This window comes from Streptomyces sp. NPDC030798, assembly GCF_055572275.1.
In genome coordinates this window covers 281046-294484 of the sequence record NZ_JBVIDR010000007.1, presented here as the reverse complement: position 1 = coordinate 294484, position 13439 = coordinate 281046, and the positions used below count along the sequence as shown (strand labels likewise).

The 13439-nt window shown below is 72.0% G+C and carries 18 protein-coding genes; 3 read left to right on the top strand and 15 right to left on the bottom strand.

The genetic code is table 11. From position 1 onward, the window contains the following. Positions 1-9: 9 nt before the first annotated feature. From ACZ404_RS18655 to ACZ404_RS18630, 6 genes are all read right to left on the bottom strand, one after another. Positions 10-771: an SRPBCC family protein gene (locus tag ACZ404_RS18655; RefSeq protein WP_468441129.1), complete on the bottom strand. Its 762-nt coding sequence runs from the start codon at positions 769-771 to the stop codon at positions 10-12. A gap of 14 nt (positions 772-785) precedes the next feature. Further along, entirely contained in the window at positions 786-1391 is a 606-nt protein-coding gene (locus ACZ404_RS18650) for an ArsR/SmtB family transcription factor (protein ID WP_468441127.1), read from the bottom strand. Between the two features lie 87 nt (positions 1392-1478). After that, a complete protein-coding gene (locus ACZ404_RS18645) occupies positions 1479-1991 on the bottom strand; it encodes a DUF3618 domain-containing protein (RefSeq protein ID WP_468441125.1) in 513 nt (170 codons plus the stop codon). Continuing rightward, positions 1988-2407, bottom strand: a complete 420-nt coding sequence (locus ACZ404_RS18640) for a phage holin family protein (protein ID WP_468441123.1) — start codon at positions 2405-2407, stop codon at positions 1988-1990. Before ACZ404_RS18640 ends, ACZ404_RS18645 begins: the two co-directional genes overlap by 4 nt. A 53-nt stretch (positions 2408-2460) precedes the next feature. Next, positions 2461-3156: a hypothetical protein gene (locus ACZ404_RS18635; protein WP_468441121.1), complete on the bottom strand. Its 696-nt coding sequence runs from the start codon at positions 3154-3156 to the stop codon at positions 2461-2463. Beyond that, complete coding sequence (locus ACZ404_RS18630; protein ID WP_468441119.1) at positions 3153-3293, bottom strand: hypothetical protein; 141 nt, start codon at positions 3291-3293, stop codon at positions 3153-3155. The genes ACZ404_RS18635 and ACZ404_RS18630 overlap by 4 nt, the downstream gene beginning before the upstream one ends. Before the next feature lie 170 nt (positions 3294-3463). Here ACZ404_RS18630 and dapA point away from each other — a divergent pair, with 170 nt between their 5' ends. Further along, entirely contained in the window at positions 3464-4360 is an 897-nt protein-coding gene (gene dapA / locus ACZ404_RS18625; RefSeq protein WP_468441117.1) for a 4-hydroxy-tetrahydrodipicolinate synthase, read from the top strand. Here the strand turns inward: dapA and ACZ404_RS18620 are convergent. Beyond that, complete coding sequence (locus tag ACZ404_RS18620) at positions 4347-5558, bottom strand: WD40 repeat domain-containing protein (protein ID WP_468441115.1); 1212 nt, start codon at positions 5556-5558, stop codon at positions 4347-4349. The two genes, dapA and ACZ404_RS18620, sit on opposite strands and share 14 nt — an antisense overlap. After that, the gene (locus ACZ404_RS18615) at positions 5555-6103 is read right to left on the bottom strand and encodes a SigE family RNA polymerase sigma factor (RefSeq protein WP_468441113.1); all 549 of its coding nucleotides are present in this window, start codon (positions 6101-6103) and stop codon (positions 5555-5557) included. Before ACZ404_RS18615 ends, ACZ404_RS18620 begins: the two co-directional genes overlap by 4 nt. A gap of 137 nt (positions 6104-6240) precedes the next feature. On the opposite strand from ACZ404_RS18615, the gene ACZ404_RS18610 reads away from it, so the two are divergent. Beyond that, entirely contained in the window at positions 6241-6744 is a 504-nt protein-coding gene (locus ACZ404_RS18610) for an HAD domain-containing protein (protein WP_468441111.1), read from the top strand. Positions 6745-6789: 45 nt separating this feature from the next. On the opposite strand, the gene dapD is transcribed toward ACZ404_RS18610, so the two are convergent. Then, positions 6790-7779, bottom strand: a complete 990-nt coding sequence (dapD, locus tag ACZ404_RS18605) for a 2,3,4,5-tetrahydropyridine-2,6-dicarboxylate N-succinyltransferase (protein ID WP_468441109.1) — start codon at positions 7777-7779, stop codon at positions 6790-6792. Positions 7780-8184: 405 nt separating this feature from the next. Here dapD and ACZ404_RS18600 point away from each other — a divergent pair, with 405 nt between their 5' ends. Continuing rightward, positions 8185-9003, top strand: a complete 819-nt coding sequence (locus ACZ404_RS18600; RefSeq protein WP_468441107.1) for an AbfB domain-containing protein — start codon at positions 8185-8187, stop codon at positions 9001-9003. 93 nt (positions 9004-9096) lie between these two features. On the opposite strand, the gene ACZ404_RS18595 is transcribed toward ACZ404_RS18600, so the two are convergent. Genes ACZ404_RS18595 through sufD form a run of 6 tightly spaced genes read right to left on the bottom strand, consistent with a single transcriptional unit; the run spans position 9097 to position 13428 of the window. Next, positions 9097-9429, bottom strand: coding sequence for a metal-sulfur cluster assembly factor (locus ACZ404_RS18595; protein WP_399069030.1), 333 nt, complete (start codon positions 9427-9429; stop codon positions 9097-9099). Continuing rightward, positions 9426-9893, bottom strand: a complete 468-nt coding sequence (gene sufU, locus ACZ404_RS18590) for a Fe-S cluster assembly sulfur transfer protein SufU (protein ID WP_468441105.1) — start codon at positions 9891-9893, stop codon at positions 9426-9428. The genes ACZ404_RS18595 and sufU overlap by 4 nt, the downstream gene beginning before the upstream one ends. Positions 9894-9904: 11 nt before the next feature. Beyond that, a complete protein-coding gene (locus ACZ404_RS18585) occupies positions 9905-11161 on the bottom strand; it encodes a cysteine desulfurase (protein WP_468441103.1) in 1257 nt (418 codons plus the stop codon). Then, positions 11158-11922: a Fe-S cluster assembly ATPase SufC gene (gene sufC / locus ACZ404_RS18580; protein WP_468441101.1), complete on the bottom strand. Its 765-nt coding sequence runs from the start codon at positions 11920-11922 to the stop codon at positions 11158-11160. Before sufC ends, ACZ404_RS18585 begins: the two co-directional genes overlap by 4 nt. 7 nt (positions 11923-11929) lie before the next feature. Next, the gene (locus ACZ404_RS18575) at positions 11930-12247 is read right to left on the bottom strand and encodes a non-heme iron oxygenase ferredoxin subunit (protein ID WP_361207057.1); all 318 of its coding nucleotides are present in this window, start codon (positions 12245-12247) and stop codon (positions 11930-11932) included. Beyond that, complete coding sequence (gene sufD, locus ACZ404_RS18570) at positions 12244-13428, bottom strand: Fe-S cluster assembly protein SufD (RefSeq protein WP_468441099.1); 1185 nt, start codon at positions 13426-13428, stop codon at positions 12244-12246. Before sufD ends, ACZ404_RS18575 begins: the two co-directional genes overlap by 4 nt. Positions 13429-13439: the final 11 nt, after the last annotated feature.

Sequence of the window (13439 nt, the reverse complement as noted above, 5' to 3'; positions counted from 1 at the left end):
CGCGGGGATTCAGGGCCGGCTGAACACCCCGTTCAGCCAGCCCTGCCAGGCGCTCTCGTTCGCCTGCGCGTCGGCGTCCGGCGCGAAGTCGTGCACGCTGATGCCGAGCGGGGCGCCCCAGTGGCCGCGTCCGAAGAAGCGGATGAGGGCGTTGTCGGTGCGCAGCCCGATGAAGTACGGGTTGCGGTAGTCGAGCACGGCGTCCAGGGTCTGCCCGCCGGGCCCATGGGCGCTCACCTTGGTGCCCGCCGCCGCGTCGTCCGGGAGCCCCAGGGCGCGGCCGGCGGCGGCGAGCGCCCGCGGGCTGCGGGAGGCCTCGGGGCCCTCGAGCTGGGCGAAGGTGACTGGGCGGGGGGCGAAGTGGGTCAGGTACTCGCACAGGGTGTGCAGATAGAAGTTGGTGTGCTTGCTGGCGCCGTCGTACTGGGTGTTCCAGTCGTCGGTGAAGATGCCGCTGTGGACGTAACGCACCCAGGCGCGGCGGCCCTCGTCGCGGGGCTCGATGGTGTAGTCGAGCTGATTGAGCGACTGCACCGGGAAACCGACGTCCTCGCTGCGGTTGGTGTAGCGGTGGGGCGGGTCCCAGGCGGTGACGGTGGACCCGAAGGGTCCCCTGCCGCCCTCGTGGGGCTCGGGCGGGTCCATCGGCCAGAGATGGCCGCCGGTGCCGGTGGTGATCGCCTCCCACACCTTCTCCGGCGGGGCGTCGACCTCGAACTCGCGGACGATCTCGAATTCCTGCGCGGATTCCCTCGTGGATTCCTCGGGCATGGCGGGGCTCCTGCTCAGCTCTCGGGGGTGGGCCGGTCGTCCTTGACCGCGGGGTGCAGCGCGACGACGATCCGGTGGTCGCGGCCGCCCTCGGCGCCGGGGGCATCGTACTTGCGGATCAGGGCGCTCACGCCCGCCGTCAGCTCCTGCACGAAGGCGGCGCGGTCGGCGGCGGAGGCGAAGCGCAGCTCGCCGTCCAGGGCGTAGGTGGCCAGCTGCCGCCGGGCCCTGGTGGCGCCGGTGATCAGCGCGCCCACGTCGCGCACCAGGCGGGCGCCGAGCGCGAGCAGCCACCGGGCGGAGAGCTGGTCCCGGAAGCGCTCCGGGTCCGGCTGCACCGCGGGCAGGGCGGCCGGTGAGATGACGTACGACGCGGCGGTCGCGCGCATCAGCCGCTCGGTGACGTTGCCCTTGCGGCGCTCCCCGGCCAGTTCCACCAGGCCGTGCCGCTCCAGCGCCTTGAGGTGGTAGTTCACCTTCTGCCGGGGCAGGCCCACCTGACCGGCCAGCATCGCGGCCGACGCGGGTCCGGTGGCCAGCTCGGCGAGCAGGCGGGCGCGGACCGGGTCGAGCGACACGGCCGCCGCCTCGGGGTCCTCGATGACGGTGACGTCCAGCATGCGTCCACCCTCCCACCGAAAACTTTTCTTGTCCAGACGGACATAGTTTTCGGTGAGAGGGTGGTGGCCGCGCGGGTGCCGCCCGGCTCAGCAGCGCTCGTGCCGCCGGCGCATCATGCCCATCGCGAGGAGCGCGGCCCCGGCGGCGCTCGCGACCAGCAGCGGGCGCGGGTGGCGCAGCGCGGCCTGCGCGAGGGACCGTACGGGCCGCGGAGTGTGCCGTTCGACGGCGTGCCCAGCGCCCTGCACGGCGTGCCCGGCCTGCACCGCCCGGCCCTGGACCGCGTGTCCGGCACGGGCCGCCGAGCCCTGGACCGCGTGCTGGGCCTGGGCCGCCCGGCCCTGCATCGCGTGCCGCGCGACGGCCGCCTTGCCCTGCGCCTCGTGCCCCGCCTGGGCGGCGGTGGAGCGCAGCTGCACCGTCATGGCGCCGGCCTTGTCCCGCAGATCGGCGACCCGGGCCCGGGCCCGGCCCTTGACGTCGGCCTTCTCCACCAGCTGGGCGACGGTGTCGCCCAGCTGGTGCCTGGTCTGCTCGATCTGGTGCCGCAGTTCGTCGGGACCCTTGGCGCCCGAGCCGTGGGGGTTCCTGTCCGTCATCGATGTGCCCTTTCCCTGATCTCGTCGACGTCCGCCCTGACACTGCCGAGGGTCTCCTTGGGCGCGGGCGGCGTGGCGCGGCGCAGCTGGGCGCGTCCGATCGCGCCCAGCACGGCGGCCACGACGAAGAACACGCCGGCGATGATCAGCGCCGCCGCCCACACGGGCAGTACCAGGGAGAGGGCGGCGGTCATGGCGCCGGCCAGGACGATCAGCCCGACGTATCCAAGGGCGCCCGCGGCGCCCAGCAGTCCGCCGCCCCGTCCGGCACGGCGTCCCTTCTCGGCCAGCTCCACCTTGGCGAGAGCGACCTCCTGCCGCAGGAGCCGGGAAAGCTGTTCGGTGGCCTTGTTGACGAGTTCCCCGGTGGTGGGGTGCCCGTCGACAGCGGGCCGTGCGTGGGGGGTCACGGTCACGGTGTTCCGCCTCCTCTCTGTGCGGACCACCCGGGTACCCAGGCCGAAGACCGTTAGCCGTGGTCCGCTCCCCCGGTCCCCCGCTCGCCGAGGCGGGCGAGTTGGGCCTGGAGCCAGTCGAGGCGGGCCTGCAACAGGGCGGCCTCGGCGACGAGTTCGGGCATGCCCAGCTCCGTGCCCGCCGTCAACTCGGCGGACGGGGCCGGGCCGGCGCCGCCTCCCGTGATCACCCGGAGCCCCTCCCCGGCCAGTCGGGCGAACCCGGCGAGCGAGACGGACGTACGCCCCCGTACGCAACCCGCGCAGGCGGGGGCGAGGGCCCGCCAGCCGGGTCTGCCCCAGCCGGCGTCGGCGAGTGCGGCGGCCGCGGCACCGCAGGCGCAGGGGCCGACGGTCGCCGTGCGCACGCGCTGGCGGGCGTAGCGGAAGCCGCGCTCGAAGCGGATGTAGGCGCCGAGGACGGAGACCTCGAGCAGGACGGCGGACCGGTGCTCGGCCGTGCACCGCAGGGCCTCGGCGGCCGTGCGGTCGTGCACGCAGTGGAAGCCGCAGTCGCACAGGCGCGCGGGCGGGCGGTGCCGGCGCCCGTAGACGCAGGAGGCGTCGTCGAGCACGCCGTACGGCAGCGCGCCGCCCAGGGACACACCGGTGAACCCGGCCCGGGTGCCGTCCTCGGACAGCACCGGGTGGGCGATCTTGCATCCGGTCGGCGGCTCCGTCGGGCGTTCCGCCGGGAGCCGCAGCCTCATCGGGCCGCCGGTACCTCTTCGCGGGCCGGCTCGGCCGGTTCCGTGCGGGCGTTCTCCTCGGGGAGCCGCGGCTCCTCCTCGCGGGTGAGCGGCCGCTCCTCGGCGACTCCGGTGGCCAGTGCCTTGCCGAGCTTCATGGTGCCTCCCATGACCGACGTGAACTTGACCGTCCGTGCCCATAGTGACGCATCAAGGGCCGAGGTGGACACAGGACAGCCCATCGACCCGACTCTCCTCAGCATCACTTATCAATACCTCGTAGAAGATTTAAGTAGAGCTTCACGGTTGTCATGCCGAGACTACTCCCATGACGAACCGACCCCGGCCCTTCGGCCGCACCCTGTGCGCGATGATCACCCCGTTCACCGAGGCGGGCGCGCTCGACCTGGAGGGGGCCCGGCGGCTGGCCGTGCGGCTGGTGGCCGAGGGCTGCGACGGGCTGGTGCTGAGCGGCACCACGGGCGAGTCGCCGACCACCACGGACGCGGAGAAGACGCAGTTGATCAGAGCGGTCCGGGAGGCGGTGGGCGACCGGGTCCCGCTCGTGGCGGGCGTCGGCACCGCCGACACCCGGCACACCATCGATCAGGCCCTCGCGGCCGAGAAGGCCGGCGCCGACGGGGTGCTGGTGGTCACGCCGTACTACAGCCGGCCTCCCCAGGAGGCGGTGGAGGCGCACTTCCGCCAGGTCGCCGACGCGAGCGGGCTGCCGCTGATGCTCTACGACATCCCGGGCCGCACCGGCACCCGGATCGAGCCGGACACCATGCTCCGGCTCGCCGGGCATCCGCGGATCGCGGCGGTCAAGGACTGCTCCTACGACTTCCTCGGCACCCAGAAGGTGCTGGCGCAGAGCGAGTTGGCGTACTACGCGGGCTGCGACGAGCACGTCCTCGCGCTGTACGCGGTGGGCGCTGCCGGCTGCGTGAGCACGGTGGCCAACGCCGTACCGGGCACCTTCGCGGCCCTCCTCGACGCGTTCGACGCGGGCGACACGGCCCGGGCGAGACAACTGCAGCTGCGCGCCACGCCGTTGATCGAGGCGATGATGGGCGCGGGACTGCCGGGCACGGTCACCGCCAAGGCGCTCCTGGGCGAACTCGGCCTGCCCGCGGGCCCGGTGCGCCCACCGCTGCTGCCCGCCGGCCGGGAGACGGCCGACGGGCTGCGGGCGCTGTACGAGGAGCTGGTCAGCGGGTCGTGAACAGCGGCTCCCAGCGGCCGCCGGTGTCGTCCTTCGGCGAGCGGAAGCCGCTGAGCGGCTGGACCTTCTTGCTGCCGATGGTGACGAGCACCAGCCGCTGGTGGAACTCGTTGCCGTCGCCGCCGATGCCCCAGGCGATCAGCCGCTTGTTGTCCGCCCAGGCGAGCAGCTGCTGACCGGGCACCTTGGTGACGACCTTGCCGGTGACGGCGTCGTCGACGGCCGAGGCGATCTCGTCGCCCTGCCCGGCGAAGTCGCCCGCGGCGAGCCGGCCGTCGGGCGACAGGCCGGCCTCGACCCACGGCTGCACGTGCTTCTCGGCGGCGGGCGCCGGGACGTTCGTGCCGTCCAGGGCGTGGTACTTGCGGCCCGGACGCATCGGCAGGGGCTCCCACAGGGACTTGCCGTCGCGGCTGAACTCCAGATCCGCGCGTGCGTTGCCCCCGAAGTCCATCTTGTCCTTCCAGTAGGGCAGTTGGTGCCACTGCGCCGTTCCGGAGGCGACGTCGACGACGGTGAACCCGGTCCGGCTGGGTACCTGCTGCGGCTCCACCTTGTCGTTCACCGGGATCTTGGCGCTCCAGAAGGCCCGATCGGGGTTCTTGGCGTACGTGGTGACGACCAGCTTGGTCCCGTCGGGTGAGAAGGCGGCCCCTCCTGCGCCCTGCGGCACCGGGATCCACCGCTTGACCCGGCCGTCCGACAGGTCCAGCAGCCCCACCCGGCCGGCCGGCAGCTCGCGCTCCAGCACCGCGGCCGTGCGGGCGCCCGGCGCGACGGTCACGAAGGACCAGCGGTCGTCCTTCTTGTAGGTGCCGGTGCGGGGGTCCAGCAGCCGGTAGGTTCGCGTGGTGATCTCGTCCTTGTTGGGCTGCTCGACCCGCTTCTGGGTGCTGTAACCCGCCATGAGGGCATCGCCGGCACCGATCATCTGGCGCGGCGGCGACTGGTCGGCGTGGGCGACGACCGGGCCGGGCGTGAGGTGCGCCGGCCGTACGTCCCGCCCGCCGCCGTCGAGCAGCGGCACGGCCACGGCGACGGTGACCACGGCCGCGGCGGACACGGCGACAGCCGCGATCCGGCGGGTACGGCGCCTGCGGCGCAGCACCAGCACCCGGTCGGCGAGGTTCGCGGCCGCCGGCTGCGCCTCCAGCGCCATCTCCCGCAGGGAGTCGCGCACCAGTTCCTCGACGTTCACGGACGCACCTCCACGGGCGAGAAGTCACGGGACGGCCGCCCGCCGCCGTCGAGAGCGGCCAGCTCGGGAGCGAGCGTGCGCAGCCGGGCCAGGGAGCGGTGGGTGGTGGACCGTACGGTGCCGACGGAGCAGCCCAGCAGCCGGGCCACGTCGGCCTCGGGCAGGTCCTCGAAGTAGCGCAGCACCAGCACGGTGCGCTGGCGCGGGGTGAGCCGGGACAGGGCGGTGCGCAGCAGCAGGCGCAGCTCCGCGCGGCCCGCGGCGTCCGGGGCCGCACCGGCCTCCGGCAGCTCGGCGACCGACACCTCCCGGCGTGGCCACTTCAGCCGCCAGCGGCTGATCTGCTGCCGGTACAGGACGCGCCGTACGTACGCCTCCGGCTCGTCGATCCGCTGCCACCGCCCGGCCGCCCTGACCAGCGCGTTCTGCAGCAGGTCCTCGGCCGCGTGCCGGTCGCCGCCGGTCAGCAGGACGGCCGTCTTCAGCAGCGCCGAGGACCTGCCGGCCACGAACTGTCGAAAACTCTCCTGCGCTTCGGCATCCATCGTCACCTTCTCTTCCCCCGGGCCGACCTGGTGTCCGGGCCCTTGTACCCCTCGAGACGCGCGCCGCCGCGCCCCGCTATGCCTGCCCGCGCGAAAATAATCTCCGGCCGGCCCGGACACGGCCGTACGGTGTCCGAGTGAGCCGCCCCCTGCTGTTCCTCGACGTCGACGGCCCCCTCAACCCGTACGCGGCCCAGCCGGAGCGCCGGCCCGAGGGCTACACGACGATCCGGGCGTCCGTGGTCCCCGGCCGCCCCCTGCGGGTCTGGCTGAACCCGTCCCACGGCCCGGCCCTGCTCGCGCTCGGCTACGAGCTGTGCTGGGCGACGACCTGGATGGCCGAGGCCAACCGCTGGATCGCGCCGGTCGTCGGGCTGCCCGAACTGCCGTACGTCGACTTCGGCGCGGGCCTGTTCGCGGTGCGGCCGGACGGCGTCCACTGGAAGACGGAGGCGATCGTGGCGTACGCCGGGGGCCGCCCGTTCGCCTGGGTGGACGACGAGCAGAGCCCGGCGGACACCGCGTACGTGGCCGGCCGGCACCCCGGCCCGGCGCTGCTGCACCGCGTCGACCCGCGACGCGGGCTGCGCGAGGGCGACTTCACGGCCCTGCGGGCGTTCGCGGCCGGCCTGCCCGCATGACGAAGCGCCCCTCGCCAGGGCGAAGGGCGCTGTCGCGGCGGTGGGTCAGTTGTGGCTGTGCAGGATGTCGTTCAGGCCGCCCCAGACCGCGTTGTTCGGGCGGGCCTCGACGGCGCCGGTGAGGGAGTTGCGGCGGAAGAGGATGTTGGAGGCGCCGCTCAGCTCGCGGGCCTTGACGATCTGGCCGTCGGGCATGGTCACCCGGGTGCCCGCGGTGACGTAGAGGCCCGCCTCGACCACGCACTCGTCGCCGAGCGCGATGCCGACGCCCGCCTCGGCGCCGACCAGGCAGCGCTCACCGATGGAGATGATCACATTGCCGCCGCCGGACAGCGTGCCCATGGTGGAGGCGCCGCCGCCGATGTCCGAGCCGTCGCCGACCACGACACCGGCGGAGATGCGGCCCTCGACCATGGAGGTGCCGAGCGTGCCGGCGTTGAAGTTGACGAAGCCCTCGTGCATCACCGTGGTGCCCTCGGCGAGGTGCGCGCCGAGGCGCACCCGGTCGGCGTCGGCGATGCGGACGCCCTTGGGGGCGACGTAGTCGGTCATGCGCGGGAACTTGTCGATCGAGGTGACCTGGAGGTGCAGGCCCTCGGCGCGGGCGTTCAGCCGCACCTTCTCGATGTCGTCCACGGCGACCGGGCCGAGCGAGGTCCAGGCGACGTTGGCGAGGTGGCCGAAGATGCCGTCCAGGCTCTGGCCGTGCGGCTTGACCAGGCGGTGCGAGAGCAGGTGCAGGCGCAGGTAGACGTCGTGCGCGTCGATCGGCTTCTCGTCCAGCGAGGCGATGACCGTGCGGACCGCGACCACCTCGACACCCCGGCGGGCGTCCGGGCCGATGGCCGCGGTCGCGCCTCCGCCCAGCAGCTGGGCGGCCTGCTCGGCGGTGAGCCGCTCGGTGCCGGCGGGGCCGGGCTCCGCGACCAGCTCGGGGGCCGGGAACCAGGTGTCGAGAACGGTGCCGTCGGAGGCGATCGTGGCGAGGCCGGCGGCGACGGCGCCGGTGGTGCGGGTAGCAGTGGAGTCGGTCATGAGGGCAACCTAACGTGCGGACGCCCGAGGGGGCGAACCGAGGAGGGCGCGTCTCACCTGCCGGTCGCGCCGCCTCCGGCCACCCGCGGGTCGCGTCGCGGGGCGTTGCGTACGCGCCCACGCGAGCGGGCTGCGCGGTGCCTGGCGGAAGCCGGCCGGCGTCTGGCGCGGAAGCCGGCCCGTGTCTGCCAAGTCCCGTGCTGTGGCGGTGTGTCCGGGTGTACGCCGAGGGCGCGGCGAGAAAGTTGCAACTTCATGGAAACCGCTCACTGAAACACCTCCCGGCGGCCCGTCGGCTCCACTAGGGTGCAGCCCTCGGCAGCACCAACCTTCACTCTTTCCCCACTGTTTCCCCACTGACCCTCACGCCCCGGCAGCCGCACCGGCGGCGGTGGAGAACCGCGCATGCCTGAACACACCCCCGACTCGCCGCAGCAGCCGTGGGAGAACGGCTGGGCCCCGGACGCCTCCCGGGCTCCCGGCACCCGAAGACTCTGGCTGGCCGGCGCGCTGGCCCTGGCCACGGTCGCCGCCTGTGTCACGGCGATAGCCGTGAACGGCCGGACGCCGCAGGAGAAGGCCTCACCGGCCGCGACGGGAGCCGCCACGGACAACGGCCCGGGCCTGCTCTCCTTCAGTTCCCCCTCGGCGAGTCCCCCCACTCCCCCGAAGGGCAAGGAGGCCATGTCCTCGGTGACGCCCTCGGCGACGGTGTCCGCCTCCCCCTCGCACTCCCCCGGGCCGCACCCCGCCCCCACCAGGTCCCGGCGCTCGCACGGCGGTTCGTCCGACTCCAAGCCCTCCGCCGACTGGCGGTCCGTGCGCTCCGTGAACTACCCCGACCGCTACTGGCACGTCGTCGGCGACTACGTGAAGCTCGACCCGGTCAGCTCCTCCGCGGACCGCCGCGCCGCCACCTTCAAGCTGGTCGAGGGGCTGAGCAACGCCTCCTGTTACTCCTTCGCCACCGCCGACGGCGGCTACCTGCGTCACCGGGACTTCCTGCTGCGTGACGAACACGACGACGGTTCCGCCCTGTTCGAGCAGGACGCCACCTTCTGCCCGCGCGCCTCCGCCTCCTCCGGCGCGGTCATGCTGGAGTCGGTCAACTACCCCGGGCGGTTCCTGCGGCACCAGAACTTCCAGTTGAAGCTGGACCCGTACCAGAGTTCGGACCTGTACCGCGCGGACTCGGCGTTCCTGCTCGTGAACGGGCTCGGGTGAACGTCCCCGGACATGCGGAGAGGGGCCACGGCTCGCGGCCGTGACCCCTCTCCCCGGCTCCGTCGGCTCTCTCGGACGGCTCCGTCGGCTCTCTCAGACGTTGAAGCCGAGCGCCCGCAGCTGCTCGCGCCCGTCGTCGGTGATCTTGTCGGGACCCCACGGCGGCATCCAGACCCAGTTGATGCGCAACTCGCTGACCAGGCCGTCCGTGGCGGACTTGGCCTGGTCCTCGATGACGTCCGTCAGCGGGCAGGCCGCCGAGGTCAGGGTCATGTCGACGGTCGCGATGTTGGACTCGTCGATGTGGATGCCGTAGATCAGCCCGAGGTTGACCACGTCGATGCCCAGCTCGGGGTCGACGACGTCCATCAGGGCCTCGCGGAGTTCCTCCTCGGAGGCCGGCTTCATCTCGACGGTGTCGCTCATGCGGTCTTCCTTTCGGCGTCGGCGCCACCCAGCGCCTGGGCCGTCGCGTCCTTCCACGCCATCCAGCTCAGGAGGGCGCACTTGACCCGCGCGGGGTACTTGGAGACCCCGGCGAACGCGACCGCGTCCTCCAGGACCTCCTCCATCGCGTCGTCCGGCTCGATCCGGCCCTTGGACTGCATCAGCTCCAGGAAGGTCTCCTGGATCTTCTGCGCCTCGGCCAGCTCCTTGCCGACCAGCAGCTCGTTGAGGACCGACGCGCTGGCCTGGCTGATGGAACAGCCCTGGCCCTCGTAGCTGACGTCCTCGATGGTCGTGCCGGCGTACTTCACGCGGAGGGTGATCTCGTCGCCGCACGTCGGGTTGACGTGGTGCACCTCGGCGTCGCCGTCCCGCAAGCCCCGCCCGTGCGGGTTCTTGTAGTGGTCCAGGATGACTTCCTGGTACATGGAGTCCAGCTTCACGCCTCAGCCCCTCATCCGAAGAAGTTCCGTACGTGCTCCAGCCCCTCGACCAGTGCGTCGATCTCGGTCGGCGTGGAGTACAGATAGAACGACGCTCGCGTGGTCGCGGGAATTCCGTAGCGCAGGCAGACGGGACGCGCGCAGTGGTGGCCGACACGGACGGCGATGCCCTGCTCGTCGAGGACCTGGCCCACGTCGTGCGGGTGGATGTCGCCGAGCGTGAAGGAGATCGCGGCCCCGCGGTCCTCGGCCGTGGTGGGGCCGATGATGCGCAGGTCGGGGACCTCGGCGAGCCGCTTCACCGCGTACTCGGTGAGCGCGTGCTCGTGGGCGAGGATCTTGTCCATGCCGATCGAGTTGAGGTAGTCGATGGCCGCGCCCAGTCCGATGGCCTGCGAGATCGGCGGGGTGCCGGCCTCGAACTTGTGCGGCGCCGGGGCGTACGTCGAGGAGTGCATCGAGACGGTCTCGATCATCTCGCCGCCGCCGAGGAACGGAGGCAGGTCCTCCAGCAGCTCCTGGCGGCCCCACAGGACGCCGATGCCGGTCGGGCCGCACATCTTGTGGCCGGTGAAGGCCACGAAGTCGGCCTGCAGGGCCTGGACGTCCAGCGGCATGTGGGGGGCGGCCTGGGAGGCGTCGACGCAGACCAGCGCGCCGACCTCCTGGGCACGGCGCACGATCGCCTCGACCGGGTTGACCGTGCCCAGGATGTTGGACACCAGCACGAAGGAGACGATCTTCGTCTTCTCCGTGATGACCTCGTCGATGTTCGACAGGTCGAGCCGGCCGTCGTCGGTGAGGCCGAACCACTTCAGCTTCGCGCCCGTGCGCTGCGCGAGCAGCTGCCACGGCACGATGTTGGAGTGGTGCTCCATCTCCGTGATGACGATCTCGGTCTCGTGGTCGACCCGGTAGGGCTCCTCGGCCCAGCCCAGCATGTTGGCCACGAGGTTGAGGGACTCGGAGGCGTTCTTGGTGAAGATCACCTCGTCGCGGCTGGGCGCGTTGATGAACTCCGCGACCTTGTCCCGCGCGCCCTCGTACAGTGCCGTGGCCTCCTCGGCGAGCACGTGCACACCGCGGTGGACGTTGGCGTTGTGCTGTTCGTAGTACTCGGAGAGCACGTCGAGCACCTGGCGCGGGGTCTGGGACGTCGCCGCGTTGTCCAGGTACACGAGCTTCCTGCCGTCGTGGACCGCGCGGTCCAGGATGGGGAAGTCCTTGCGGAGCGCCTCGGTGTCGAGGAGGCCCGGCAGCTGTGTCACGCGGATGCGCCACCCTTCACGTATGCCTCGTAGCCCTCGTTCTCCAGCTTGTCCGCCAGCTCGGCGCCGCCGGACTCGGCGATACGGCCGTCGGCGAACACGTGGACGAAGTCGGGCTTGATGTAGCGCAGGATGCGCGTGTAGTGCGTGATCAGCAGGGTGCCGACCTCGCCGGTCTCGCGGACGCGGTTGACGCCCTCGGAGACGATCCGCAGCGCGTCGACGTCCAGGCCGGAGTCGGTCTCGTCCAGGATCGCGACCTTCGGCTTGAGCAGCTCGAGCTGGAGGATCTCGTGGCGCTTCTTCTCACCGCCGGAGAAGCCCTCGTTGACGTTGCGCTCGGCGAAGGAGGGGTCCATGTGGAGACGCTCCATGGTCTCCTTGACCTCCTTGACCCAGGTGCGCAGCTTGGGGGCCTCGCCGCGGATCGCGGTGGCGGAGGTGCGCAGGAAGTTGGAGACCGAGACGCCGGGGACCTCGACCGGGTACTGCATCGCCAGGAACAGGCCCGCGCGGGCGCGCTCGTCGACGGACATCTCCAGGACGTCCTCGCCGTCGAGCAGCACGGTGCCGCCGGTGATCGTGTACTTCGGGTGACCCGCGAGCGAGTAGGCGAGGGTCGACTTGCCCGAGCCGTTGGGGCCCATGATGGCGTGCGTCTCGCCCTGCTTCACGGTGAGGTCGACGCCCTTGAGGATCTCCTTCGTGGCGTTGTCGGCCTCGACGGTGACGTGCAGGTCTCGGATTTCAAGCGTTGCCATGGGTGCCTCAGGACTCCTGGGAGAGGGAGACGAGAACGTCGTCCCCTTCGATCTTTACGGGGTATACGGGGACGGGGCGCGTCGCGGGGAGGCCGGACGGCTTGCCGGTGCGCAGGTCGAAGGAGGAGCCGTGCAGCCAGCACTCGATCTGGCAGTCCTCCACCTCGCCCTCGGAGAGCGAGACGTTCGCGTGGGAGCAGATGTCGTGGATGGCGAACACCTCGCCCTCGGTCTTGACGACCGAGACCGGCGTGCCGTCGAGTTCCACCCGCTTCGGGGTGTCCTCCTCCAGCTCGCTCAGCCCGCAGGCGCGTACGAAGGTCATGCGACCGAAGCCTCCAGCTCCTCCTCGATCTTGGCGAGCAGGCGCTCCTCGATGTCGGCGACACCGATCTGCTGGACCAGCTCGGCGAAGAAGCCGCGGACCACCAGGCGGCGGGCCTCGTGCTCCGGGATGCCGCGGGCCATCAGGTAGAAGAGCTGCTCGTCGTCGAAGCGGCCGGTGGCGGAGGCGTGGCCGGCGCCGACGATCTCACCGGTCTCGATCTCCAGGTTCGGCACCGAGTCGACGCGGGCGCCGTCCGTGAGGACCAGGTTGCGGTTCATCTCGTAGGTGTCGGTGCCCTCGGCCCTGGCCTCGATGAGCACGTCGCCGATCCAGACCGCGTGCGCGTCGTCGCCCTGGAGCGCGCCCTTGTAGGCGACGTTCGACTTGCAGTGCGGGGCGTTGTGGGTGACCAGCAGGCGGTGCTCCTGGTGCTGCCCGGCGTCGGTGAAGTACAGGCCGTACAGCTCGGCCTCGCCGCCGGTGCCGGCGTAGGTCACGCGCGGGTGCAGGCGGACCACGTCACCACCGAAGGTGACGACGACCGACTTGAAGGAGGCGTCGCGGCCGACCAGCGCGTTGTGCTGGGCGACGTGCACCGCCTTGTCGTCCCAGTCCTGGACGGAGACGACGGTCAGCTTGGCGCCGTCGCCGAGGAGGTAGTCGACGTTGGCGGCGAGCACCGCGTCACCGGTGTGGTCGATGACGACGACGGCCTCGGCGAAGTTGCCCAGCTCGATCACCTGGTGGCCGAAGGCGGTGCCGCCCTGGCCGTGCACCGCGATGCGGATCGGCTCGGTGAGGACGGTCTCCTTCGGCACGGTCACGACCGAGGCCTTCTCGAAGGCGGAGTACGCCTGCGCGGCCACGCGGTCCACCGGGGTGCCCGCCTTGCCGAGCCGCGCGTCGTCGCGGCCGACGGTCTCGACGGTGACGCCCTCGGGGGCCTGGACGTCGACCTTCACACCGTCGCCGTTCGCGACGGCGGTGCCGTCGTGCAGTCCGCGCAGGCGCTCCAGCGGGGTGAACCGCCACTCCTCCTCGCGGCCGTGCGGGACGGGGAAGTCCGCCACGTCGAAGGACGGGGGCGCGCTCATGCGCGAGACGACGGTCGACTCCGCGGCGACCGCGATCGAGCCCGCGGTGGTAGACCCCACGGGGATGTTCTGGGCCTCAGCCATGGCTGTCGTAG

Excerpts from the sequence above, each read along its gene's own strand:
- ACZ404_RS18655 (WP_468441129.1), bottom strand. The coding sequence starts at position 771 with ATGCCCGAGGAATCCACGAGGGAATCCGCGCAGGAATTCGAGATCGTC.
- ACZ404_RS18650 (WP_468441127.1), bottom strand. The coding sequence starts at position 1,391 with ATGCTGGACGTCACCGTCATCGAGGACCCCGAGGCGGCGGCCGTGTCG.
- ACZ404_RS18645 (WP_468441125.1), bottom strand. The coding sequence starts at position 1,991 with ATGACGGACAGGAACCCCCACGGCTCGGGCGCCAAGGGTCCCGACGAA.
- ACZ404_RS18635 (WP_468441121.1), bottom strand. The coding sequence starts at position 3,156 with ATGAGGCTGCGGCTCCCGGCGGAACGCCCGACGGAGCCGCCGACCGGA.
- ACZ404_RS18630 (WP_468441119.1), bottom strand. The coding sequence starts at position 3,293 with ATGAAGCTCGGCAAGGCACTGGCCACCGGAGTCGCCGAGGAGCGGCCG.
- dapA (WP_468441117.1), top strand. The coding sequence starts at position 3,464 with ATGACGAACCGACCCCGGCCCTTCGGCCGCACCCTGTGCGCGATGATC.
- ACZ404_RS18615 (WP_468441113.1), bottom strand. The coding sequence starts at position 6,103 with ATGGATGCCGAAGCGCAGGAGAGTTTTCGACAGTTCGTGGCCGGCAGG.
- dapD (WP_468441109.1), bottom strand. The coding sequence starts at position 7,779 with ATGACCGACTCCACTGCTACCCGCACCACCGGCGCCGTCGCCGCCGGC.
- ACZ404_RS18600 (WP_468441107.1), top strand. The coding sequence starts at position 8,185 with ATGCCTGAACACACCCCCGACTCGCCGCAGCAGCCGTGGGAGAACGGC.
- ACZ404_RS18595 (WP_399069030.1), bottom strand. The coding sequence starts at position 9,429 with ATGAGCGACACCGTCGAGATGAAGCCGGCCTCCGAGGAGGAACTCCGC.
- sufC (WP_468441101.1), bottom strand. The coding sequence starts at position 11,922 with ATGGCAACGCTTGAAATCCGAGACCTGCACGTCACCGTCGAGGCCGAC.
- ACZ404_RS18575 (WP_361207057.1), bottom strand. The coding sequence starts at position 12,247 with ATGACCTTCGTACGCGCCTGCGGGCTGAGCGAGCTGGAGGAGGACACC.
- sufD (WP_468441099.1), bottom strand. The coding sequence starts at position 13,428 with ATGGCTGAGGCCCAGAACATCCCCGTGGGGTCTACCACCGCGGGCTCG.